At 67.4% G+C, this 23,464-nt stretch carries 23 protein-coding genes; 18 read left to right on the forward strand and 5 right to left on the reverse strand.

Annotation, left to right across the window (positions count from 1 at the left end; all coding sequences use genetic code 11):
- The first annotated feature begins 132 nt into the window (after window positions 1-132).
- The 5 genes from ACVJ6E_RS18150 (at window position 133) to ACVJ6E_RS18170 (ending at window position 3,288) form a co-directional block, all read left to right on the forward strand.
- The gene (locus ACVJ6E_RS18150) at window positions 133-441 is read left to right on the forward strand and encodes a hypothetical protein (protein WP_491676501.1); all 309 of its coding nucleotides are present in this window, start codon (window positions 133-135) and stop codon (window positions 439-441) included.
- Window positions 442-514: 73 nt separating this feature from the next.
- Entirely contained in the window at window positions 515-1,747 is a 1,233-nt protein-coding gene (gene argJ / locus ACVJ6E_RS18155; RefSeq protein WP_120270167.1) for a bifunctional glutamate N-acetyltransferase/amino-acid acetyltransferase ArgJ, read from the forward strand.
- Window positions 1,748-1,761: 14 nt separating this feature from the next.
- Window positions 1,762-2,622 carry a GNAT family N-acetyltransferase gene (locus ACVJ6E_RS18160; RefSeq protein WP_120270168.1) on the forward strand — a complete coding sequence of 287 codons (861 nt, stop codon included), beginning with the start codon at window positions 1,762-1,764 and terminating at the stop codon, window positions 2,620-2,622.
- Window positions 2,619-3,017 (forward strand): 8-oxo-dGTP diphosphatase MutT, encoded by a 399-nt coding sequence (mutT, locus tag ACVJ6E_RS18165; RefSeq protein ID WP_120270169.1) that lies wholly within the window; start codon window positions 2,619-2,621, stop codon window positions 3,015-3,017. Before ACVJ6E_RS18160 ends, mutT begins: the two co-directional genes overlap by 4 nt.
- Before the next feature lie 55 nt (window positions 3,018-3,072).
- Window positions 3,073-3,288 (forward strand): Flp family type IVb pilin, encoded by a 216-nt coding sequence (locus ACVJ6E_RS18170; protein WP_245165134.1) that lies wholly within the window; start codon window positions 3,073-3,075, stop codon window positions 3,286-3,288.
- A 73-nt stretch (window positions 3,289-3,361) separates the two neighbouring features.
- Here the strand turns inward: ACVJ6E_RS18170 and ACVJ6E_RS18175 are convergent, their stop codons facing one another.
- Window positions 3,362-4,288, reverse strand: a complete 927-nt coding sequence (locus tag ACVJ6E_RS18175; protein WP_491676502.1) for a methyltransferase domain-containing protein — start codon at window positions 4,286-4,288, stop codon at window positions 3,362-3,364.
- A gap of 217 nt (window positions 4,289-4,505) precedes the next feature.
- On the opposite strand from ACVJ6E_RS18175, the gene ACVJ6E_RS18180 reads away from it, so the two are divergent.
- The 4 genes from ACVJ6E_RS18180 (at window position 4,506) to ACVJ6E_RS18195 (ending at window position 7,114) form a co-directional block, all read left to right on the forward strand.
- Window positions 4,506-5,315 carry a ComF family protein gene (locus tag ACVJ6E_RS18180; protein ID WP_491676506.1) on the forward strand — a complete coding sequence of 270 codons (810 nt, stop codon included), beginning with the start codon at window positions 4,506-4,508 and terminating at the stop codon, window positions 5,313-5,315.
- A gap of 106 nt (window positions 5,316-5,421) precedes the next feature.
- Window positions 5,422-5,691 (forward strand): glutaredoxin 3, encoded by a 270-nt coding sequence (grxC, locus tag ACVJ6E_RS18185; RefSeq protein ID WP_067224747.1) that lies wholly within the window; start codon window positions 5,422-5,424, stop codon window positions 5,689-5,691.
- A 47-nt stretch (window positions 5,692-5,738) separates the two neighbouring features.
- Complete coding sequence (locus ACVJ6E_RS18190) at window positions 5,739-6,617, forward strand: carbon-nitrogen hydrolase family protein (protein WP_120270171.1); 879 nt, start codon at window positions 5,739-5,741, stop codon at window positions 6,615-6,617.
- A complete protein-coding gene (locus tag ACVJ6E_RS18195) occupies window positions 6,614-7,114 on the forward strand; it encodes a DUF1178 family protein (protein WP_120270172.1) in 501 nt (166 codons plus the stop codon). The genes ACVJ6E_RS18190 and ACVJ6E_RS18195 overlap by 4 nt, the downstream gene beginning before the upstream one ends.
- A gap of 37 nt (window positions 7,115-7,151) precedes the next feature.
- Here ACVJ6E_RS18195 and ACVJ6E_RS18200 read toward each other — a convergent pair whose 3' ends face one another.
- A complete protein-coding gene (locus ACVJ6E_RS18200; RefSeq protein ID WP_120270173.1) occupies window positions 7,152-7,604 on the reverse strand; it encodes a MarR family transcriptional regulator in 453 nt (150 codons plus the stop codon).
- A 116-nt stretch (window positions 7,605-7,720) separates the two neighbouring features.
- On the opposite strand from ACVJ6E_RS18200, the gene ACVJ6E_RS18205 reads away from it, so the two are divergent.
- From ACVJ6E_RS18205 to ACVJ6E_RS18215, 3 genes are all read left to right on the forward strand, one after another.
- Window positions 7,721-8,131 carry a VOC family protein gene (locus ACVJ6E_RS18205; protein ID WP_120270174.1) on the forward strand — a complete coding sequence of 137 codons (411 nt, stop codon included), beginning with the start codon at window positions 7,721-7,723 and terminating at the stop codon, window positions 8,129-8,131.
- A gap of 66 nt (window positions 8,132-8,197) precedes the next feature.
- Complete coding sequence (locus ACVJ6E_RS18210; protein WP_120270175.1) at window positions 8,198-8,551, forward strand: DUF1428 domain-containing protein; 354 nt, start codon at window positions 8,198-8,200, stop codon at window positions 8,549-8,551.
- Between the two features lie 74 nt (window positions 8,552-8,625).
- Entirely contained in the window at window positions 8,626-9,102 is a 477-nt protein-coding gene (locus tag ACVJ6E_RS18215) for a VOC family protein (protein ID WP_120270245.1), read from the forward strand.
- 16 nt (window positions 9,103-9,118) lie between these two features.
- On the opposite strand, the gene ACVJ6E_RS18220 is transcribed toward ACVJ6E_RS18215, so the two are convergent.
- Together ACVJ6E_RS18220 and ubiG are read right to left on the reverse strand one after the other, a co-directional pair.
- Complete coding sequence (locus tag ACVJ6E_RS18220) at window positions 9,119-9,814, reverse strand: alpha/beta fold hydrolase (protein WP_120270176.1); 696 nt, start codon at window positions 9,812-9,814, stop codon at window positions 9,119-9,121.
- Between the two features lie 38 nt (window positions 9,815-9,852).
- Complete coding sequence (gene ubiG / locus ACVJ6E_RS18225; RefSeq protein ID WP_120270177.1) at window positions 9,853-10,617, reverse strand: bifunctional 2-polyprenyl-6-hydroxyphenol methylase/3-demethylubiquinol 3-O-methyltransferase UbiG; 765 nt, start codon at window positions 10,615-10,617, stop codon at window positions 9,853-9,855.
- 166 nt (window positions 10,618-10,783) lie between these two features.
- Between ubiG and ACVJ6E_RS18230 the strand changes: the two genes are divergently transcribed.
- From ACVJ6E_RS18230 to clpB, 6 genes are all read left to right on the forward strand, one after another.
- Window positions 10,784-12,034 (forward strand): aspartate kinase, encoded by a 1,251-nt coding sequence (locus ACVJ6E_RS18230; protein ID WP_120270178.1) that lies wholly within the window; start codon window positions 10,784-10,786, stop codon window positions 12,032-12,034.
- Window positions 12,035-12,119: 85 nt separating this feature from the next.
- Window positions 12,120-14,384, forward strand: a complete 2,265-nt coding sequence (gene ptsP / locus ACVJ6E_RS18235) for a phosphoenolpyruvate--protein phosphotransferase (protein ID WP_120270179.1) — start codon at window positions 12,120-12,122, stop codon at window positions 14,382-14,384.
- 73 nt (window positions 14,385-14,457) lie between these two features.
- Complete coding sequence (gene prfA, locus ACVJ6E_RS18240; RefSeq protein WP_120270180.1) at window positions 14,458-15,531, forward strand: peptide chain release factor 1; 1,074 nt, start codon at window positions 14,458-14,460, stop codon at window positions 15,529-15,531.
- Entirely contained in the window at window positions 15,528-16,409 is an 882-nt protein-coding gene (gene prmC, locus ACVJ6E_RS18245; protein WP_199681434.1) for a peptide chain release factor N(5)-glutamine methyltransferase, read from the forward strand. Before prfA ends, prmC begins: the two co-directional genes overlap by 4 nt.
- A gap of 405 nt (window positions 16,410-16,814) precedes the next feature.
- A complete protein-coding gene (locus tag ACVJ6E_RS18250) occupies window positions 16,815-17,606 on the forward strand; it encodes a DUF4167 domain-containing protein (RefSeq protein WP_120270181.1) in 792 nt (263 codons plus the stop codon).
- Between the two features lie 233 nt (window positions 17,607-17,839).
- Complete coding sequence (gene clpB / locus ACVJ6E_RS18255) at window positions 17,840-20,440, forward strand: ATP-dependent chaperone ClpB (protein ID WP_120270247.1); 2,601 nt, start codon at window positions 17,840-17,842, stop codon at window positions 20,438-20,440.
- A gap of 99 nt (window positions 20,441-20,539) precedes the next feature.
- On the opposite strand, the gene ACVJ6E_RS18260 is transcribed toward clpB, so the two are convergent.
- A complete protein-coding gene (locus ACVJ6E_RS18260; RefSeq protein WP_208996835.1) occupies window positions 20,540-22,540 on the reverse strand; it encodes a M23 family metallopeptidase in 2,001 nt (666 codons plus the stop codon).
- Between the last annotated feature and the right edge of the window lie 924 nt (window positions 22,541-23,464).

The following is a 23,464-nucleotide window of genomic DNA, read 5'->3' on the forward strand; positions in this document are numbered from 1 at the left end:
AAACGGGCCGTTTCGTATATTCTAGCCGATCGCGGGGTGCTGCCCGCCTGTCCCGGCGACGGAGCTGCCTTCTCCGGACCGTTCCGGCCGGGCGGCTCATTGCGAGGGCCCGCGAACCAGGAGACCTGCCCGATGTCCGCACCGCTTGCTTCCGCCTTTTCTTCCAAGTCGCCTGTTGCGAGCGCGTCAGACGCTGCGGCCATCGCGCCGCGCATCCTGTCGCGCCCCCGCTTCGCCGTGCTGGTCTTCGCCGGCGTCTATCCGCTGGTGACGGCGCTGCTCTATCTGGTCGCGCCGCTGACCCGCGGCTGGACGTTCTGGCAGCAGACGCTGGTGATCGTTCCGGTCGTTGTCGTGACCATGGTCTGGGGGCTCATCCCCTTCCTGCACCGGCGCTTTTCCGCCTTCCTCCACCCGGTTCGCAAGCCGTCGGCAGGATAGGGCTTGCGCGAGCGGTAGCGATGGGGCAAGGCTCGCGACAGTTTTTCCGGCCCGCTTTTCATGGGAGTGACCGATGTCCACGGCCGTCTCGCCGCTCGCCCCGAAATCCTATCCGGCGCTGCCCGCTGTTGCCGGCGTGCGCTTCGCAACGGCGCAGGCCGGGATCAAGTACAAGGGCCGCACCGACGTCCTGATGGTGCTGCTCGACGAGGGCGCGGATGTCGCCGGCGTGTTCACCAAGTCGCGCTGCCCGTCGGCCGCGGTCGACTGGTGCCGCGACAATCTCGCCGGCGGCCGCGCCCGCGCGCTCCTGGTCAATTCCGGCAATGCCAACGCCTTCACCGGACGCAAGGGCCGCGAAGCGACGGAGCTTTCGGCCCGCTATGTGGCGGAAGCCGCCGGCTGCGCCATGGGCGAGGTGTTCCTCGCCTCCACCGGCGTGATCGGCGAGCCGCTGCCGGCGGAGAAATTCGCCGGCGTCGTCGACGCGCTGGTCAGCGATGCGGAAGCCGGCGACTGGCAGGGCGCGGCGCGCGCCATCATGACGACGGACACGTTCCCCAAGGCTGCCTCGCGCAGCGTCGATCTGGGCGGCCAGACCGTCACGCTCAACGGCATCGCCAAGGGCGCGGGCATGATCGCCCCCGACATGGCGACGATGCTCTCCTTCCTCTTCACCGATGCGCCGATTGCCGCGCCCGTCCTGCAGGAGCTCCTGTCGGAGCAGGTCGGGGGCACCTTCAACGCCATCACCATCGACGGCGACACCTCCACCTCCGACACCGTGCTGCTGTTCGCGACCGGAAAGGCCGGCGGCGAGCGGGTCGAGCGGGCGGACGATCCCCGGCTTGCCGGTTTCCGCCAGGCGCTCGGCGAGCTGATGCGCGAGCTGGCGCACTGGATCGTCAAGGACGGCGAGGGTGCGCGCAAGTTTGTCTCCGTCACCGTGACGGGGGCGGAAAGCGACGCCTCGGCCAAGCGCATCGGTTTTTCCATCGCCAATTCGCCGCTGGTGAAGACCGCAATCGCCGGCGAGGACGCCAACTGGGGCCGCATCGTCATGGCGGTGGGCAAGGCCGGCGAGCCGGCCGACCGCGACCGGCTGGCGATCTGGTTCGGCGATGTGCGTGTGGCCGTCGACGGCGAGCGCGACCCGGGCTACTCGGAAGACGCTGCCTCCGCCGCCATGCGCGAGGAGGAGATCGCGATCCGCGTCGATCTGGGTCTGGGCGAGGGCAAGGCCACGGTCTGGACCTGCGATCTCACCAAGGAATATGTCGCGATCAACGGCGACTACCGGTCCTGAGGCGGACGCCTGGCATGCCGGGTGACGCCCCTTCGCTGGACCTTGCAAGGCTCAAGGCGCTCGAGGAAGCCAATCTCAACGGCTTCCCGAGCGAGCGCAGCGTTGTCGACGGGGCCTGGGTGGCACGGCTTTCTCCCGGCAATCCGGCCCGGCGGGTGAACTCGCTCAACGTGATGGACCCGCTCGACGGGAGGAATGCGCGGCACAGGCTTGCCGAAATGCAGGTGCTCTATGCCCGCAACGGCGTGCCGTTCCATCTGCGCCATACGCCCCTGACGCCGCCGGCACTTGCGGAGATCGCCGACAGCGAGGGCTGGACGCGCGCGGGCGATGCGGATGTGTGGGTGCGTGATCCGGACGCTTTACCGGCCGACATCGATGCGGGGGAGGGGGCCGACGGCATCCGGCCCGTCGATCTCGATGCCTTCATCACCGCCTTCGGCACGATCGGCGGCACGCGGGCGGAGGCGGCGACGGGCGCCGCCCTGCAACGGCTGTCCGATGCGCTGGGCCGGGTCGCGGTGGCGCGGCTGACCTTCCTTGCCGAGGACGAGACCGGGGCACCGCTCGGCGTGGTGCTGGCGGTCGCCGAGCGCGGCATGCTCGGCATCTACGATCTGGCGGTGCGGCCGGAAGCCCGCCGCCAGGGGCTTGGCGCCCGGCTCGTTGCCCGCTGCCTTGCCGAGGGCGCGGCGCGTGGTTGCCGGCTGTCCTGGCTCCAGGTGACGGCGGAAAACGAGCCGGCGCGAGCGCTCTATCGGCGGATGGGCTTTCGTCACGGCTACGGCTATCACTACCGCGTGCCACAGGAAGCGTCCGGCATGGTGAGCAAAACCTTGCGGCAGCGTCCCGAAACGGAACGGGGAAACGGATGAAACTTTTGCTTGTCGCGGCCTGCGCGCTGCTCGATGCCGACAACCGCGTTCTGATCGCCCAGCGACCAGAGGGCAAGGCGATGGCCGGCTTGTGGGAATTTCCCGGCGGCAAGGTCGAGCCGGGCGAGCGTCCGGAGGAAGCGCTCATCCGCGAATTGGCGGAAGAGCTCGGCATCACGGTTAAGAAAGAGTGCCTCGCACCTCTCACATTCGCCAGTTTCGCTTATGAGGAATTTCACCTGCTGATGCCACTTTTCGTATGCCGACGATGGTCGGGCACGGTGGCGGGCCGGGAAGGTCAGGCGATCAAGTGGGTGAGAGCGGTGAGGCTTCGGGACTATCCGATGCCGCCGGCGGACGAACCCCTGATCCCGCATCTGATCGATCTGGCCTGACAAGCGGAAGATCCGCAGCCGCCACCGTTGACGCAGTCAGCACGGGACGCGGCAGATGCACGGACAGTTCGACAAGTTGCGCGATCGTAGCGACCAGTTCGCCGACCTCGCGGGCACCATGCGCCGCGACGAGGCGGGCGCCACCGCAATCGAATACGGTCTCATCATGGGGCTCGTCTCCTTTGCGATCATCGGTGCGTTGCTGAGCATCCAGGGGGTGCTGGGAGACGATGTGTTCGCGGTGGTCGCCTCCGCCATCTCCAACATCTGATCAGGGCCGCCGGTCGCCGCGATGCGGCCGCGCAAGCCCCGACCGCGTTTCGACGAACGAAAGACCCGCGCCGTCAATCCGGCTGCGGGTCGTTGTTTTTGCGCTCCGCGTCGATGACCGACAGGGCGTCGGCAAGGCTCGTCCTGGCCGATCCCGGCTTCAGCGGCTTTTGCTGGCTTTCGTGCGGCGCCCATCCCGACAAGGAGACGAGATCGAACGTGGCACGGATCCGCCCGTCCGGGTCGGCGTGGCGCTCGACATAGATTTCCGCGGCGCGCGCGAGAGTGGCACGCGACAGCGGTGCGCGGCTGCGGTCGGCAAGAATGTTGGCCGCGCCCATCGCCTTCAGGTCGCGCATGAGGGCGAACATGTCGGCGTAGCGCACCGTCAGGCGGTCGACATCGGCAACCGGCAGGGCAAAGCCCGCCCGCTGCAACAGCGCGCCGAGCGCGCGCGTGTCGGCGAAGGGAACGACATGGGGCGTCGCCCCTCCCAGCGTTTCCAACTCCGCCAGCATGAAAGCGTCCTTCAGCTCGAACAGCGTGTCGCCGCCGAGCAGGTTGGCCAGGAACAGGCCGTCCGGGCGCAGGGTCCGTCGGATCTGGATCAGCGCGCCGGGCAGGTCGTTGACGAGATGCAGCGACAGGGCCGAGGCGACGAGATCGAGCGAGGCATCGGCAAAGGGCGGGAAGGCGTCGTCGGCGACGAGCGCAGCACCCGGCACCGAGCGGTCCTCGACCAGAAGATCGGCGCGCAGCACGGCGCCGACCCGGCCCGAAGCGGCAAGGGCCGCCGAGACATGGCCGCGATGGCCGCCGAGATCGACGGCAAGCGGAAAGTCGCGGCTGACCGCGGCCAGCCGTTCGCCGAGGTCCGTCGCAGCATTGGCCAGCAGGAAATCCGCATCGCCCGAGGTGGCGGCAAGGCGCTCCAGCGCGCGGGCGCGGCGGCGGGCGAACAGGCGCCGGTCGAAGATCTCAGGTCGCTGGCTGTGTGACACGGCTGTTCAAGTCCTGTGCGGGTGGCCCGGCCGCCACGGCGGCAGCGTGCCACTGGTAGCGCCGGGAAGGGCGAGGGATCAAGGGGGCGGCGTGTTTGCTTCCAAAGGGCCAGAAGCCAGTTCGCGTTTCGATTGCATTGCGCGCCGCTTGCGCGTTCACTTGTGCCGGAAAAGCTCGGGCGGCAAGGCAGGCGGGAGAATGGCGGGCAGCGAAGCGATAGCAGACGGCGACCGGATCGGCAGGCGGGTCGGCGGCAAGGCTGTGGCGGGCGCCTTCGCTGCCGCCGGGCGGCGCGTGCTGGATCTTCTTTTGCCGCCGACATGCCTTGCCTGCGATGCCATCGTCGGGCAGGAGGCGACGCTCTGCCCGTCATGCTGGGACGGGATGCCGTTCCTGGCGCCGCCGTGGTGCGAGCGTCTCGGCCTGCCCTTCGCCTACGATCTTGGGCCTGGTGCCCTGTCGCCGCAGGCGATCGCCCGCCCGCCGGCCTTCGACCGGCTGCGGGCCGTTGCCGCCTATGAGGGGCCGGCGCGGGTGCTGGTGTCGCGGCTGAAATATTACGACCGGCCGTCCATGGCCGGTGCCATGGGGCAGTGGATGGCGCGGGCGGGCAGCGAACTGCTTGCGCCGCGCGAAGACGAGGCAGGGCCGCCCGTGATCGTGCCGGTGCCGTTGCACCGCCTGCGGCTGTGGGGCCGGCGCTACAATCAGTCCGGACTGCTGGCGCGCGAGATGGGCCGGGCCGTGGGGCTGGAGGTCGCGCCGCAGGCGCTGGTCCGGAGCAAGCGTACCCGGCAGCAGGTCGGGCTGGATGCGGCGGCGCGGGCGCGCAATGTCAGCGGCGCCTTTACGCTCACGCCGGAAGGGCTGATGGCGATCTCCGGGCGGCGGGTGGTGCTGGTCGACGACGTCTACACGACGGGCGCGACGGTCGGCGCGGCGACCCGCGCCTTGCTGCGCGAGGGCGCGGCGGCCGTGGATGTCATGGTCTTCGCGCATGCGGGGGCGGACACCCCGCTCGGCTGACGACTTGCGGCGAACGCGAAATGGTCAATATATGCAAGGGAGGAAAACCCGTGCCGGCTTCGCAAGGATGCAGTCGGCGCGCAAGCTTGGGGACGGCAGGACGGATATCATGGCAGTGGAGATCTATACGCGGCAGCTGTGCGGTTATTGCGCCATGGCCAAGCAGCTCCTGCAGAAGAAGGAGGTGGCGTTTCGCGAGTTCGACGCCACCTACAGCCCGGAGCTGCGCAAGGAGATGATCCAGCGGGCCAGCACAGGGCGCGGCGGCACGACCTTTCCGCAGATCTTCATCGGCGATACCCATGTCGGCGGCTGCGACGACCTGATGGCGCTGGAGCGCGAAGGCCGGCTCGACGCGTTGCTCGCGGCGAACTGAGCCGCGCCGGGCACGAAAACCGGAAGACCGAGAACGGGACGGACGTCATGAGCAAGGCAACGGGCGGCACAGTCGTCGCGGCTGTGATCCAGATGCGCAGCGGGCGGGATGTTGCGGCCAATATCGACGCGGCAACGCAGCTGATACGGCAGGCCGCGGCGGACGGCGCCACCTATGTCCAGACGCCGGAAATGACCAACCTGCTGGAGCGCAGCCGGGCGGATCTTTTCGCCAAGATTTCGCCTGAGGCCGAGGATCCGTCCGTTGCCGCCTTCTCGGCGCTGGCCGCCGAGCTCGGCATCGTGCTGCATATCGGCTCGCTGGCGATCCGCACGGGCGCGGAAAAGGCTGCCAATCGCGGGTTCCTGTTCGGGTCCGACGGGGCAATGCTTGCCCGCTACGACAAGATCCACATGTTCGACGTCGATCTGCCCAACGGCGAGAGCTGGCGCGAATCGGCAACGTACCAGCCGGGCGGCGAGGCCCTGGTGGTGCCGGCCGCCGGCACGCTGGTCGGGCTCGGCATCTGCTACGACATTCGTTTTCCGGCCCTGTTCCGTGCCCAGGCGGGCGCGGGCGCGCGGGTGCTCACCGCGCCGGCCGCCTTTACCCGGCAGACGGGCGAAGCGCATTGGCATGTGCTGCAGCGGGCGCGGGCGATCGAGAACGGCGCCTTCGTGGTCTCGGCTGCGCAAGGCGGCCGCCACGAGGACGGGCGCGAGACCTACGGCCACAGCCTGATCGTCGCGCCCTGGGGCGAGGTGATCGCCGAGGTGGATGGCGACGAGCCGGGCTACGCGCTGGCCACGCTCGAGCTCGAGAAAGCCGATGAGGCGCGCCAGCGGATCCCGGCCATCGCCAACCAGCGGACCTTCACCGTTGTCGCCCCGCAGGGCGGCACGGCCAGGACGGAGGCTGCCGAGTGATCCGCTACGCGCTGTGCTGCAAGGCCGGTCATGCGTTCGAGGGCTGGTTTCGCGGGCTTGAGGACTTCGAGAAGCAGAAGGCAAGCGGCTTTCTTGCCTGCCCGGCCTGCGGGTCCGGCGACGTCGACAAGGCGTTGATGGCGCCGGCTGTCTCCACCTCGCGCAGCAAGGAGGCGCGGGCCGAGAAGGTGGCGGCCTCCGTGCGGCAGGCAGCTGCGGCAGAAGGGGCGGAGCCGGCACAGGTGCCGGCGATCGCCGCCGCGCGCTCGCCGGAGCAGGCGGCGCTGATGGAGAAGCTGCGGGCACTGCGGGCGGAACTGACCGCCAATGCGGAGGATGTCGGGGCAGCCTTTCCGGAAGAGGCGCGCAAGATCCACTATGGCGAGGCGGAAGCGCGCGGCATCTTCGGCGCGGCCTCGCGCGAGGATGTCGGCGAGTTGCTGGAAGAAGGCATTCCGGTATTGCCGCTGCCGGTGCTTCCAGAGGACCGGAACTGACGGTCCTGCACGGATCGCGCCTTGTGCACGGTTTCTCCTAGCTTCCGATATTTCCCAGAGCCCCCAGCAACTTGCGCGCCTGATCCGGCCCGTCGCCGGGCAGCGACGCGTCGATCTCCGCATGGACCGAACGCCAGACGGGGACCGCGGCGATCAAGGTCTCGTGCCCCTTTTCGGTGAGGATCAGCAGCCGGCTGCGCCGGTCCTTCGGGTCGGGACGGGAGGCGACGAGGCCGTTGCGCTCCAGCGGCTTGAGCGCGGCTGTCAGCGTCGTGCGGTCCATCGCCAGAAGGCGTGCGACCGGGCCGAGCGGCGGCGGGTCGGGCCTGTTCAGCGACATCAGCAGCGAAAACTGTCCGTTGGTGAGGCCGAAGGGCTTCAGAGCCTCGTCGAAGCGGCGCGCAAGCGCCCGCGCGGCCCGCTGTGCGTGCAGGCAGAGGCAGGTGTCGCGCACCTCTATCGTCGTTTCGAAGGGTAGCCTGTTTGACATGATCTAAATATGTTGATATCAACCTTTTAGTCAAGCGAATCCGACACTCCGGATGCGTTTGTTCACAGGCTTCGCAAGCATGGTGCCGTGCGAAGCGGCAAAACAAGGAATTCTGCGTGACCAAGATGATGTTTCTCAACCTGCCGGTATCCGATCTGGGCGCCGCCATCGGGTTCCACCAGGCGCTGGGCGCGACGCAGAACATGCAGTTTTCCGACGATCGGGCGGCGGCGATGGTCCATTCGGACAGCTTCGTGGTGATGCTGCTGACGCATGAGCGGTTCTCGGACTTCACCGACAAGGCCATCATCGATGCCCGCACCCAGGTACAGGGCCTGTTCGCACTGTCCGTCGGTAGCCGCGACGAGGTGGATGCGCTGGTGGCCGCCGGGGTCGCGGCCGGAGGGCGGGCAGACCCGGGGCCGGTGCAGGATCACGGGTTCATGTATGGCCGCAGCTGCGAAGACCCGGACGGCCACATCTTCGAACTTTACTGGATGGACCAGGCGGCGCTGGCGCAGTCGTAGGCGGCTGACCGTTTCCTGGGAATTCCCCCAACGAGCAAACAAACGGGAGACACGGATATGGTTGCAATGGGGTATGTCGATGGTTTCGTGGTCGCGGTACCGGCGGCCAACAAGGACAGTTATCTGAAGCTGGCGGCGAAGGTTGCCCCGCTGTTCCGCGAATTCGGCGCCAGCCGCGTGGTCGAGTGCTGGGGCGACGATGTGCCGGACGGCAAGGTCACGGATTTCCGGGGCGCCGTGAAAGCAACGGAAGACGAGATCGTCGTGTTCAGCTGGATCGAATATCCGTCCAAGGAGATCCGCGACGCCGCGGTCCAGAAGATGATGAGCGATCCGCGCATGAAGGAGATGGGCGACACCATGCCCTTCGACGGCAAGCGGATGATCTTCGGCGGCTTCGCGCCGATCCTCGACGCGTGACGACCTGGCCTTGCGCCCGCATGCCGGCCGGCGGCGGGCGCAAGGCGCTTTCATCCAACGGCTCGGAGGAGGCCATGGCGACGATCATCCAGCATCTTTGGTTCCGGGAGGACATGGCCGGGGCGCTTGAAACCTACGCCCGGCTGATTCCCGGCTCGGCAATCGAATGGACATCGGCGCTGCAGGCGGAATCGCCGTCGGGCCCGCCGGGCAGCGTGAAGATCGCCGCCTTCCGGCTCGGCGACCAGCGCTACAGGGCTTTCGAGGCGGCCGCGCCCTGGGGCTTCAACCACACGTTCTCGGTGATGGTGGAGTGCGAGGATCAGGCCGAGATCGACCGCCTGTGGGACGGGCTCTCGCAAGGGGGCGAGATCGAACAGTGCGGCTGGTTGCGCGACCGCTGGGGCCTCAGCTGGCAGATCACGCCGCGACGGCTCCGAGAACTGATGGACGATCCCGATCCGGCGGTCGTGAAGCGGGTTTCGGAAGCCATGCTGTCCATGGTCAAGATGGACATCGCCGGGCTCGAGGCGGCCGCGGCCGGCAACTAGGACCCGGTCCGGCCGGTCAGGCGCCCAGCCAGGTGCGCATCAGGCCGGTGACGGCGTCCGGTGCCTCGAGCGTGGGAAGATGTCCCGCGCCGACCACCGTCTCGAGACGGGCGCGCGGGATCAGGTTCTGTATCTCGCGCGCCAACTCCGGCGGTGTCAGCCGGTCGCCCGCGCCGACGACGATGGTGGTCGGGCAGGTGATGGCGCCGAGGAAGGGACGCGAATCCTCGCGGGCCAGAATGGCCTTTTCCTGCCGTACGAAGGCGCCGGGACCGGTTGCTGCCGCCATCTGCATGACGAGCGCGCGCAGCGCGGAATCGTCCTGTCTGTCCTCATGCACGAAGAGCGGAAACAGCGACGGCGTCACCTGGTCGAACTTGCCGCTTTCGGCAAGGGCCATCAGGCGGCGGCGGTTCGCCGTCTGCTCGGCGGTGTCGGCCCGCGCCGAGGTATCCAGCAGCATCAGCCGCGTCACCCGGTCGGGCGCCCGGCGCATCACCTCCATCGCGACGTATCCGCCCATCGACAGGCCGGCGAGAGCGAACCGGGGCGGTGCCTCGGCCAACAGCCGGGTGGCGATGGCCGCGATCGTCTCGTCCTGCCGGTGATCGGCGACCTGCACCTGGACCCCGTCGCGCGCCAGCTCGCCGATCTGCGGTGCAAACAGCGCCTCGGTGCAAAGCAGACCGGGAACGAGAACGAGGGGATCCATCGGCTGTGTCCTTGTGTCGGCCGGTCAGCGGCGAGGCGTCAGGCCGGCCGCGAGAAGAGCATCATGTAGTTGACGTCGGTGTCCGATGTTTCCTGCCAGCGGTCGCGCAGGGGATCGAAGGAGACGCCGCAACGCTCCATCTCCTGCAGGCCGGCCGCCGCCAGCGGCTCCAGCAGTTCCTGCGGGCGCACCAGCTTCTCGTAGGTGTGGGTGCCGCGCGGCAGCCAGCGCAGGACGACTTCCGCGCCGATGATCGCCAGGGCGTAGGCCTTCAGCGTGCGGTTGATCGTGGCGACGAACATCAGCCCGCCCGGCTTCACCAGCTGCGCACAGGCGTCGAGGTAGAGCTGCACGTCGGCGACGTGCTCGACCACTTCCATGTTGAGGACGACATCGAATTGCTCGCCTGCCGCTGCCAGAGCTTCCGCCGTTGTCGCACGGTAGTCGATGGCAAGGCCGGAGCTCGCGGCGTGGATCTTTGCCACCTCGATATTGGTGGCCGAGGCGTCGGCCCCGGTCACCTGCGCGCCGAGACGGGCCATCGGCTCGCTGAGCAGGCCGCCGCCGCAGCCGATATCGAGCAGGCGCAGTCCGGCAAAGGCATCCGGCGCCTTTTCGTCGCGGCCGAAATGGGCGCAGACCTGGCGCTTGATATAGGCAAGGCGCACCGGATTGAACTTGTGCAGCGGGCGGAACTTGCCTGCCGGATCCCACCATTCGGCGGCCATGGCCGAGAAACGGGCGACCTCGGCATCGTCGATCGTGGTGCCGGATCCGCCGGCGACGGTTTCTGCGGCGCTCATGCTGCTGTCCTTTCGGTTTTCCCCGAAGGTTTGGTCAAGTGTCGCAGGCTCTTTGTCAAGCGTGGCAGTTGCGGCGGCGGGCCGCAGTCTGTATGGATGTCGCCCGATCCGGCCCGCTGTCCCGGCGGCCGACCTTCACCTTCTCGAAGACGACTTAACACAGCTCATGGCCCGTCTGGTTCTCAAGTTCGGCGGCACGTCCGTCGCAAATCTCGAACGCATCCGCAATGTGGCGCGGCATGTGAAACGGGAGGTCGACGCCGGCCATCAGGTGGCGGTCGTCGTCTCCGCCATGTCGGGCGAGACCAACAAGCTGGTCGGCCTGTGCCGCGAGGCCTCCTTGCTGCACGACGCCCGCGAGTACGATGCGGTGGTGTCGTCCGGCGAGCAGGTGACGAGCGGCCTTCTGGCCATCGTGCTGCAGGACATGGGCGTCGAGGCCCGGTCCTGGCAGGGCTGGCAGATCCCGCTGAAGACCGATTCCCAGCATGGCGCCGCCCGTATCACGGATATCGACGGCGGCAAGCTGATCGAGCGGCTGGAAAAGGGCCAGGTGGCCGTGGTCGCCGGTTTCCAGGGCGTTGCCCCGGACAACCGCATCGCCACGCTCGGGCGCGGCGGCTCCGACACCAGCGCGGTTGCGCTGGCCGCAGCCATCCGTGCCGACCGCTGCGACATCTACACGGATGTCGACGGCGTCTACACCACCGATCCGCGCATCGTGCCCCGTGCACGCCGCCTGGAGCGCATCGCCTTCGAGGAAATGCTCGAAATGGCGTCGCTCGGCGCAAAGGTGCTGCAGGTGCGCTCGGTCGAGATGGCCATGGTACACGGAGTACGCACCTTCGTGCGCTCCAGCTTCGACGACCCGGATGCGCCGCAGCTCGGCGCGGGCGGCCTGCCCCCGGGAACACTCATCTGCGACGAGGACGAGATCGTGGAACAGCAAGTCGTAACCGGCATCGCCTTCGCGAAGGACGAGGCGCAGATTTCCATCCGCAACGTGGCCGACAAGCCCGGCGTCGCCAGTGCCGTGTTCGGCTCCCTGGCCGATGCCAACATCAATGTCGACATGATCGTCCAGAACATCTCGCCGGACGGGCGCACCACCGACATCACCTTCACGGTGCCGGAAAGCGACTACGACCGCGCCTTCTCGGTGCTGCGCGACAAGAAGGACCTGATCGGCTACCAGGCGGTCGAGGGCGCGCGCGACGTGGTCAAGGTGTCGGTGATCGGCATCGGCATGCGCTCGCATGCGGGCATCGCCGCGCGCTGTTTCCAGGGCCTTGCCGAGAAGGGAATCAACATCCGCGCCATCACGACGTCGGAGATCAAGATCTCGGTTCTCATCGATTCCGCCTATACCGAGCTTGCGGTGCGGACTCTCCATTCGCTATACGATCTGGACGGGTAAGCGATCCGCGGCACCTGCCGCCTCGCGACGCGGGCCTTCGGGCCCGCGGGCCCATGACGGTGGTGCGGAAAGGATCTGACGGGTGATGCGGAGCACTCTCGCAGGGCCGCGCGTGCTGTTGCGGCGCCTCCGCGAGGTCATGGCGGAGCCGATCAACGCACAGGAGCGGCTCGACAAGATCGTAGTCCTGATCGCGGCCAACGTGGTGGCCGAGGTCTGCTCGGTCTATATCCTGCGTGCCGATGGCGTCCTCGAGCTCTATGCCACCGAGGGCCTCAACCGCGATGCCGTCCACAAGACCAGCCTGAAGGTCGGCGAAGGCCTTGTCGGCCTCATCGCCGCCGATGCGCGGCCGCTCAACCTGCCGAACGCCCAGGCGCATCCCGCCTTTGCCTATCGCCCGGAAACGGGTGAGGAGGCCTACAACTCCTTCCTCGGCGTGCCGATCCTGCGCGCCGGGCGGACGCTCGGCGTGCTCGTCGTCCAGAACCAGTCGCACCGGACCTATTTCGAGGACGAGGTGGAGGCGCTGCAGACCACGGCGATGGTGATCGCCGAGATGGTCGCCGCCGGCGAGCTGGAAGCCATCGTCCAGCAGGGCACCAAGCTCGACCTGACCCGTCCCATGCATTTCCAGGGCGTTGCCCTGTCCGACGGCGTGGGCCTTGGCCATGTGGTGCTGCACGAGCCGCGCGTCGTGGTCACCAATCTGATCGCCGAGGATGCGGGCGCCGAGCTGGAGCGGCTGGAGCGGGCTATCAACCGGCTGCGGATCTCGCTCGACGATCTGCTGAATTCCGGCGACTTCGCCCAGCACGGCGAGCATCGCGACGTGCTCGAGGCGTACCGGATGTTCGCCCATGACCGGGGCTGGATCCGGAAGATCGAGGAAGCGATCAACAACGGCCTGACCGCAGAGGCGGCGGTGGAGAAGGTGCAGTCGGACACGCGCGCGCGCATGCTGCGCCAGACCGACCCCTATCTGCGCGAGCGTCTGCACGATCTCGACGATCTCGCGCATCGTCTGATCCGCGAGCTCATGGGCCGCCAGCACGGGCCGCTGTCGGAGAGCCTGCCGCAGGACGCGGTGATCATCGCCCGCAACATGGGCGCGGCGGAGCTGCTCGACTACGGCCGCGACCGGGTGCGCGCCATCGCGCTGGAGGAGGGCGGTCCCACCAGCCATGTCACCATCGTTGCGAGGGCCCTGGGCATCGCGGCGGTGGGACTTGCGGACAATCTCGTCAGCCTCGCCGAGGCCGGCGATCCGATCATCGTCGACGGCGAGAGCGGCCAGGTGCATCTGCGCCCGGCAACCGACATCGAGAATGCCTATGCGGAGAAGGTCCGCTTCCGCGCTCGCCGGCAGGCCCAGTACCGGCGGCTGCGCAACAAGCCCTCGATCAGCCGCGACGGGGTGGATGTCTCGCTGCAGCTGAATGCCGGCCTGCTGGTCGACCTGCCGGCGGTTGCCGAATCGGGGGCGAGCGGCGTCGGGCTGTTCCGCACCGAGCTGCAGTTCATGGTCGCCTCCGCCTTTCCGCGGATGAGCGAGCAGCGCGACTATTACCGCCAGGTGCTGGACGCGGCGGGTGGACGGCCGGTCACCTTCCGCACGCTGGATATCGGCGGCGACAAGGTACTGCCTTACCTGCGGGCGATCCAGGAAGAGAACCCGGCCATGGGCTGGCGGGCGATCCGCTTCGGCCTCGACCGTCCGGGGATCCTGCGCACCCAGGTCCGGGCCCTGCTGCATGCCGCTGCCGGGCGCGATCTGAAGCTGATGTTCCCGATGGTGACCGAGGTTGCCGAGTTCCACCGCGCCCGCGGCGTGGTCGAGCGCGAGATGAAGCACCTGCGCCGCCACGGCTATCCGGTTCCCGAGCGGCTGATGCTCGGGGTGATGATCGAGGTGCCCTCGCTCCTCTACCAGCTCGACGAGCTGTTCCAGGCGGTGGACTTCGTCTCGATCGGCTCGAACGATCTGTTCCAGTTCTTCAGTGCCGTCGACCGGGGCAACACCAGGGTTGCGGGCCGCTTCGACACGATGAGCCCCGCATTCCTGCGGGCGCTGAAGCATATCGTCGACAAGGCCAAGGCCTATGCCACTCCGGTGACGCTGTGCGGCGAGATCGCTGGACGGCCGCTGGAGGCGATGGCGCTCGCGGCGCTGGGCTATCGCAGCCTGTCGATGTCGGCGTCGGCTCTCGGCCCGGTGAAGGCGATGGTCCGCACGCTCGATGTCGGCCGGCTGGCGACGCGCCTGCTGCCGCGTCTCGACGAGCCGGCCGCCGCCGATATCCGCGGCTTCCTGCGCGCCTTTGCGTCCGACACGGACGTTGCCTTGTAGCGAGGCTGCCTCCCCGAAGGGTCTGCCTTGCCCGCAAGGGCTTCTTTTCCCGAATCTTGAGGATCGTAACGCCATGATCCCGGCGGAAAAACTGGATGCGCTGCTGACGCGCGTCGCCGAACTCGAATACCGGATGAGCCAGAATCCGGACCCGCAGACCTATGTCCGCCTGTCTCGCGACTATGCCGAACTGGAGCCGCTGGCCGCGCGGATCACGGCCCTGCGCAAGGCGGAGGAGGAACTGGCGGGCGTCGAGGCGATGCTTGTCGATCCGGCGGCCGATGCGGAAATGCGCGAGCTTGCCGAGCTCGAGCTGGACGACTTGCGCGAACGCGTCGAGGCGCTGGCGCAGGAGGTCCGCATCGGCTTCCTGCCCAAGGATGTGGCGGACGATCGAAACGTCATCCTCGAGGTGCGGGCTGGAACCGGCGGCGACGAGGCGGCGCTCTTTGCCGGCGATCTTTTCCGCATGTATCAGCGCTATGCGCAGCTGAAGGGCTGGAAGGTCGAGATCGTTTCGGCGAGCGAGGGCGAAGTCGGCGGCTTCAAGGAAGTGATCGCGTCGGTGACCGGCGACCAGGTCTTCGCCCGGCTGAAGTTCGAATCGGGCGTCCACCGGGTGCAGCGCGTGCCGGAGACGGAATCGGGCGGGCGCATCCACACCTCGGCGGCGACGGTGGCGGTGCTGCCGCAGGCCGAGGACGTCGACGTCCAGATCAACGATGCGGATCTGCGCATCGACACGTTCCGTGCTTCGGGCGCCGGCGGCCAGCACGTCAACACCACCGATTCGGCCGTGCGCATCACCCATATGCCGACCGGCATCGTCGTGGCGGTGCAGGACGAGCGCTCGCAGCACAAGAACAAGGCCAAGGCCTTGCAGCTGCTGCGCGCCCGCATTTTCGACGAGGAACGCGCAAGGCTGGCGAGCGAGCGGACCGAGGCGCGCCGGCTGCAGGTGGGGTCGGGCGACCGGTCCGAACGCATCCGCACCTACAACTTTCCGCAAGGCCGGGTGACCGACCATCGGATCGGCCTGACGCTCTACAAGCTCCCCGAGGTGGTCAGCGGCGAGGCGCTGGACGATGTGATCGAGCCGCTGGCGCTCGACCATCAGGCAACCCTGCTGGCGGCGGAAGGACTGTGAGCACAGGTTCGGACGACCGTCGGATCGGCGCGCTCTGCCGCGAGGCGCGCGCGCGCCTTGTGGCGGCGGGCGTGGAGACGGCGGCGCTGGACGCGCGGCTTCTGGTTGCCGCAGCCGCCGGTGTGGAGCCGGTCGCTCCCCTTACCGATCCCGACCGCGAGCTCACAGACGAGGAACTCGCGCGGGCGCTCAGTCATATCGCCCGGCGGCTGGCGGGCGAGCCGGTCGGCCGCATCCTGGGCCTTCGCGAATTCTGGGGGCTGACCTTCGCCCTGTCGCGCGACGTACTGGAGCCGCGTCCCGATACAGAGCGCCTGGTGGAGGCGGTCCTCGACTGGTGCGCAGGCGCGCAGGGGCGTGACCATCCCTACCGGTTCGCGGATCTGGGCACGGGAAGCGGGGCTATCGCCATCGCCCTGCTCAGCGAGCTGCCGAACGCGGTTGCCGTGGCCACGGACATGGCGCCGAGGGCGCTGGCAACGGCCCGCGACAACGCCGTGCGGAACGGCGTCGGCGAGCGGTTCCTGCCGTGTCTGGGAGACTTTGCCTCGATGCTCGCGCCGGGCATGGATTTCCTTGTCTCGAATCCGCCCTATATTTCCCTTACGGAAGAATCTCAGCTCTCCCGAGAGGTGAGGGACCACGATCCCCGCGCTGCCTTGTTTGCCGGCGAAGATGGTCTGGATGCCTACCGGGTGATCCTGCCTCAGACGCGGGCACTGCTTGGACGATTCGCGCCGCTTTTTCTGGAAATCGGTGCATCGCAGGCAGGGGCCGTGTCGGAAATGGCCAGATCGGCCGGTCTTGAGGATATTCAAGTATTTCAAGATCTTGCCGGACAGGATCGGGTCGTGCGCGCAGCATGTGTTGCAAAATAGCGGCAGATACAGTGCTTGTGAAAAAGACGCTTGGAAAACCGGGCGGAAAGGGCTAGGTTCACCTCGCCGAGACCCGACGGGGGTGGCATTCGAAGCCACGGGTAGGCAGTACGATAGTTTTCGTTCCGGCCAGATCTCGCATCGCACGACGGAACTAACCGTCGGCAAAGATGCCCGGTGGACCAGATGGTCCCGGGGTTGCTCGGCATCGGTCTGTTCAAGATGAACCCTTAAAATCCAGCGGGAATGAACGGCGTCAGTCGTATCGCGTCCCGCCGAAGGTCTGTCTTGATCGGCCCACGCAACACAGGCCTTGTGCAGTTGCGTTTCATGGCGCCGGTCCCGATGGTGGACCGGACTCCTGACCGGATTTGCCGGTCGCCGTTCTTGAGAGTTAACGGCAGAATGAGACCAGGAAATCAGAGCAACAAGCGCATCCGCGGTCGTGGTGGCCGCAAGGGACCGAATCCGCTTTCGCGGACCTATGAGTCCAACGGCCCCGATGTGAAGATCCGCGGGACCGCGCACCATGTCGCCGAGAAGTACCAGCAGCTGGCGCGCGACGCCGCCGCTGCCGGCGACCGCGTGATGTCCGAGAATTATCTCCAGCACGCCGAGCATTACCTGCGCATCATCGCCGCAGCTCAGCAGAGCATGCATCAGCCCGTGGTTCTGCCGCGTGGCGACGAGGCAGAGGACGAGGCGGACGAGCTCGAGGAGCGCAACGAGCGTGCGGAGCGCGCCGAGCGTCATGATCGCACCGAGCGCAGCGAGCGCGGAGAGCGTCATGACCGCGGCGAGCGCCGCGACCGGGATCGTGAGACGGCAGCCCCTTCGGGCAAGTCGGTGATGCCGGTGGATGCTCCGCAGCCCTTCGTCGACGACATTCCGGTGATCAACAGCAAGTCGCTGCCCGGCGAGAGCGCCGACAGCGACGATGATGGCACCGAGGGCGAGGGCGAAGGCGACGACCGCAGCCGGCGCCGTGTGCGCGGTGCTCGTGGTCGTGGTCTGCGCCGCAGCCGCACCGCCCAGGGCGAAGGCGATGCTTCGGACGAAGCGGCGAACGGCAGTGCCCAGCCTGCGGCCGAGGCCGAAGGTTCCGGCGAAGCTGCCGAAGAGAAGAAGCCGCGGGCCCGGCGCGCTCCGCGCAGCCGCAAGCCAGCGGAAGCCGAGCCGGCCGCGACAGAGGCTTGACCCTCGCCGGTACGGCAGGGCTCCCTGACGCCAGAGTTTCGAAAGGGTCGCGGCACCATGCTGCGGCCCTTTTGCGTTGCCGCGCAGCTATCCGCACTCTCCCCCTCTTTTGTGCTCGAAATGCAACACTATATGCTGGGTACGGTCCTTGAGGGGCCGTGCGGATGCCATGACGGGTCCGCATTCCGAAAAGGCCGCTTCGCTGCGGGGGGCGGCCGGATCTGGAGGTCATGATGGATTTCGAGAAATACACCGAACGGGCGAGGGGCTTCGTCCAGTCGGCGCAGACCCAGGCGCTGGGACAGTCTCACCAGCAGTTCACGCCCGAACATCTCTTGAAGGTTCTGCTGGACGATCCCGAAGGGCTCGCGGCCGGTCTGATCGACCGTTCGGGCGGGCGCTCGCGCGACGTGCTGGCAGCTACCGAAAAGGCTCTTGCCGGTCTCCCGAAGGTCTCGGGCGGCGGCGGTCAGCTGTATCTGGCGCCGGCTCTGGCGCAGGTGTTCGACCAGGCCGAGAAGCTCGCCGAGAAGGCGGGCGATTCCTATGTCACCGTCGAGCGGTTGCTGGTCGCGCTGGCGATCATCAAGGACAGCGCTGCCGGCAAGGCGCTCGCCGATGGCGGGGTCACGGCTGTCCGGCTCAACGAGGCGATCAACGATCTGCGCAAGGGGCGCAAGGCCGACAGCGCCTCGGCGGAAGGGCAGTACGACGCGCTGAAGAAATATGCGCGCGACCTGACGCAGGTCGCCCGGGACGGCAAGCTCGACCCGGTGATCGGCCGTGATGACGAGATCCGGCGAACCATGCAGGTCCTGTCGCGCCGGACCAAGAACAACCCGGTGCTGATCGGCGATCCGGGCGTCGGCAAGACGGCCATTGCCGAGGGGCTCGCACTGCGAATCGTCAACGGCGACGTGCCGGAGAGCCTGAAGGACAAGAAGCTGCTTGCGCTCGACATGGGGTCGCTGATCGCGGGTGCGAAGTATCGCGGCGAATTCGAGGAGCGGCTCAAGGCCGTGCTGTCCGAGGTTCAGTCGGCGGCCGGCGGCATCGTCCTGTTCATCGACGAGATGCACACGCTGGTCGGTGCCGGCAAGGCGGATGGCGCGATGGATGCCTCCAACCTGCTGAAGCCGGCGCTTGCGCGCGGTGAGCTGCATTGCGTCGGCGCCACGACCCTCGACGAGTATCGCAAGTATGTGGAGAAGGACGCAGCGCTTGCGCGGCGCTTCCAGCCCGTCTTCGTCGACGAGCCGACGGTGGAGGACACGATCTCCATCCTGCGCGGCATCAAGGAGAAGTACGAGCTTCACCACGGGGTGCGAATCACCGATTCGGCCGTGGTGGCGGCTGCGACCCTGTCGAACCGCTACATCACCGACCGGTTCCTGCCCGACAAGGCGATCGACCTCATCGACGAGGCGGCGAGCCGCCTGCGCATGCAGGTCGACAGCAAGCCGGAGGAACTGGACGAGCTCGACCGGCGGATCATCCAGCTGAAGATCGAGCGCGAGGCTCTCAAGAAGGAGACCGACCCGGCGGCCCGCGACCGGCTGGACAAGCTGGAAGGCGAACTGGCGGACCTGGAAGAGGAGTCGGATGCCCTCACCACCCGCTGGCAGGGCGAAAAGGAGAAGCTGTCGTCCGAACAGAAGCTCAAGGAGCAGCTGGAGCAGGCCCGCATCGACCTGGAGAAGGCGCAGCGCCAGGGTGACCTGGCGAAGGCGGGTGAGCTCGCCTATGGCGTCATTCCGGGGCTCGAGCGGGCCCTTGCCGAGGCCGAGGAGCGCGGCGGCACCGATGGGGCGATGGTCGAGGAAGCGGTTACCACGGACCATGTGGCCCACGTGGTCTCCCGCTGGACCGGCATCCCCGTCGACAAGATGCTGGAAGGCGAGCGCGAGAAGCTGCTGCGCATGGAAGACGAGCTGGCACGGCGCGTCATCGGCCAGCAGGAAGCGGTGCATGCGGTGTCCACCGCCGTGCGCCGTGCGCGCGCAGGCCTGCAGGACCCGAACCGGCCGATCGGCTCGTTCCTGTTCCTCGGGCCGACTGGCGTGGGCAAGACCGAGCTGACCAAGGCGCTGGCCGAGTTCCTGTTCGACGACGAGACGGCGATGGTCCGTCTCGACATGTCGGAATACATGGAGAAGCACTCGGTTTCCCGGCTGATCGGCGCACCTCCCGGCTATGTAGGCTATGAGGAGGGCGGCGCGCTGACCGAGGCGGTCCGGCGCAGGCCCTATCAGGTCGTGCTGTTCGACGAGATCGAGAAAGCCCATGGCGACGTGTTCAACGTGCTGCTGCAGGTGCTCGACGACGGGCGGCTGACCGATGGCCAGGGCCGGACAGTCGACTTCCGCAACACGCTGATCGTTCTCACCTCCAACCTGGGGGCCGAGTATCTGGTGGCTCAGCCGGACGGGGAAGACTCCTCGGCGGTGCGGGACCAGGTAATGGCTGTGGTGCGCTCGTCGTTCCGGCCGGAATTCCTCAATCGGCTGGACGACCAGATCCTGTTCCACCGCCTGCAGCGCTCGCAGATGGCAGCGATCGTCGACATCCAGCTCAAGCGGCTGGAGACGCTGCTTGCCGACCGGAAGATCGGACTGGTGCTCGATGCCAGCGCCCGCGACTGGCTGGCCGAGAAGGGCTACGACCCTGCCTATGGCGCAAGGCCGCTGAAGCGGGTGATCCAGCGCGAGGTGCAGGATCCGCTGGCCGAGATGATCCTGGGCGGGCGCGTTGCCGACGGCCAGACGGTCGAAGCGAGCGCCGGATCCGACCGCCTGCTCTTCGAGGTGGCGGGATCGGCGAGCGCCGCGGCCTGACCGGTCGTTCCACGGCGCACCAAAGACAAAGGCCCGGGCAGCGATGCCCGGGCCTTTTTGCATGTCTCGATCATGGGCTCCGCGGAGCGGAGCCGAGCGTCAGTTGATCGCCGAGGCCGAGGCCGAAGCGATGCGCGAAGGGCCGGCGGCACGCTCGACAAGTGCGTCGATGCGCTCGCGCTCGCGGTGGAACGCCGCCAGAAGGTCGCCCTCCAGCACGCGGCCGCGCGGCAGGCGGATACGCATCGGGTTCACAAAGCGGCCGTTCACCTTGACCTCGTAGTGAAGGTGCGGGCCGGTCGACAGGCCGGTCGAGCCGACATAGCCGATCACCTGGCCCTGGCGCACCTTGACGCCTTCGCGGATGCCGTCGGCGAAGCTTGTCTGGTGGCTGTAGGTGGTTTCGTAGCCGTTGGCATGCTGGATCTCGATGCGCTGGCCATAACCGGAGACCCAGCGCGCCTTGGTCACGACGCCATTGCCGGCGGCCATGATCGGCGTTCCGCGCTGGGCCGACCAGTCGACGCCGCTGTGCAGCCGCATCACGCCGACGATCGGGTGGCGGCGCATGCCGAAGCCGGAACGATACTGGCCGCCGGACAGCGGCTTGCGCATCAGGAACTTCTTCGCGCTCTTTCCTGTCTCGTCATAGAAGTCGACCAGGCCGTCGTCGGGCGTGCGGAAGCGGTAGAAGCGGCGCGCCGTGCTGCGCGTGGTCAGTGCCGTATAGAGGATTTCGGCCGGAACGTTGTCGCTGTCCTGTTCGAGCCCGTAGAAGACCTCGAAGGAATCGCCCGGCTTGACCCGTGACTTGAAGTCGACGTCGAAGGAGAAGATGCGCACCAGATCGGAGATCATCTCCGGCTGCATCTCCTGCTCCAGGGCCGTCTGGTAGAGACTGTCGTAGATGGTCGGGGTGGTGCCGGCATAGCCGACCCGGTCGGCCTCGGCAAAGGCGTCCGCCAGGAACGTGTCGGGTGCCTGCGCGGAGACGAACTCGCCGGTGTCTGAGCGGGCGATCGTCGCGCGGTGCTCGGTATCGGCATAGAGGCTGACGCGCTGCGGCTGCAAGCGGCCGGTCTCGTCCGGGCTCGGCGCAAGGGCGATGCGCAGCCGCTGGCCCATGTCGAGCTTCTCGATCCCGAACTCGCGGGCGAAGGCGTCGACGATGCTGGCCGCTTCCTCCTCCGTGGCATAGTTCGCCATCAGCTCTTCCTGGAAGCTCTCTTCGCCCGTTACCGGCACGATCTTCTCTTCCATGCCGGCATAAATGTCCGAGGCTTCGCTCTTGGAGACGAAGGAGACGTTTTCCGGAGTGATCCGAACGCTGAGGCGCGACAGTTCGGGTTGCTGCGCCAGGTTGAAGTCGAACCGGCCGGGGTCGATGACCGGGCCGCTGGCATCGCTCACCGCGTTGCCCGACAGGAAGTGTGCCGACTGGCGCACGAACTGCTCGATCTCCAGCTCCTCATAGCCGCCATCGGTGGTGGCCAGGGGATTGTCGACCGGAAAGTCCCGGGTGCTGATCGTCACTTCGCCTTCGACGCGGGCGTCATAGACCGCATCGCTGACGGCGCGGGCCGGGATCACGTTGGCATCGGAGAACAGCTGCAGCGGATTGAACGGAGGGATCTCCTCGGAGGCCTCGCGCGATGCGCGGGTGGCCAGCGTTGCGGTGACCAGCGCATAGGGACGCAGCTTGATGTGATCGCGGCCGTCGATGCGGTTGAGGGTCGAGACCGGGATGACATGCCGGTTTGAATATTGCGCGGCGGCGCGAATGACGCGGTCGCCCTTGGTGGACCCGTTGCCGCCGACAACGCGCGAGGTCGTCGCTTCCGGCTGGTCGCCCCGCGAGGGGGCTGCGGAGACCTGGTACTGTCCGTCGAGCGCCGCGAACAGGGCACCGCCCATCAGGGTCACCGAGGTGAGACCGGTCAGGACCGAGCCGGTCAGCCAGCGCAGGCTGACCCTGCGGCGGTCGGGAAGCTGGTCGCGCTCGTCATGGACCATGAGCGGCGGTTCGTCGCCAAGGTCCAGAGAATTGCGGTGTGTCGCGCCGAGATGCATTCCGTCCTTCTCGTCGTGCTCGAAAGCCACCGCCAGCGCCCGTCGGCGCAGCAGCCGCTACGTTCCTTCTTGCGGGTCGCGTTCGCGGCCCGTCCCTGCTTCTCGCAGCCATACGCCTGCCCCGGCGCCCGGCGCGATGCCTATCCTTGAGGGGGGCGGCGGGAGAAGGTCTCCCGGGCGGGCCCGAACCTTTCAAAAGAATCCGCGCCTCGACATGCGCGACAACCGGCTCTTCCCCCATTGGCAAGAGCGGTGCCGAGCCCGGTATCCCGTTACGGCGCAGGCGGCATCATAGGAACCCCGAAGGACAAGAGCAATCTGGCGTATTTGTGACACGCCCTGCCACAATTGCCGAGGGCTGTCGCATTCGGCGCCGGAATATCGACGCCGGCCGTCAGGCGGTGCATTCCTGCGGGGCAATATTTGGGGTGGTCGGATCGAGCAGCCGGGGTGAGGTGGAAGCGCTCGCGTACACGCGTATGCACGCGCGTGCTTCCAGTTGTCCGCTATCGGTCTCCCGACGCCACGCGGTGCTGCGGGCCTTGCGAGCCGACTAGGGGAGAGGCGAGTGACAGGTCGATGAGGGCGATAAGCCGGGGTCTGATCTGCAAATCGGGGATCGGAGGATGCGAGCGCGGCGAAAGGGCTTGTCCGAGGGAGGTGATGGAGGGACGCTGAGCCTTGCTCCAGACCCCGGCTTGCGGTTTCCGGACTGTCCTGGGACCGGTTTCCTCGATTTTGGGGGGATGAGGATGTGTTTTCGGTGCGACGTTGGCATGACGGTTGGGGTGTTTGCGGGTTTGTTTTGTGCGGTTTCGGGGGTGATTGGGCGCGGGTGTGTGCGGGGCAGGTGTTGCGGGTGATTACCCTGTGCATATTGTTATGATATTGATTTAGTTTGGTTTTTTGTGTTTGTCGGGTTGGTTTTCCCCAGTTGGTTGGTTTGGTTTTGGC

The organism is Stappia sp. G46H5W (assembly GCF_058448995.1).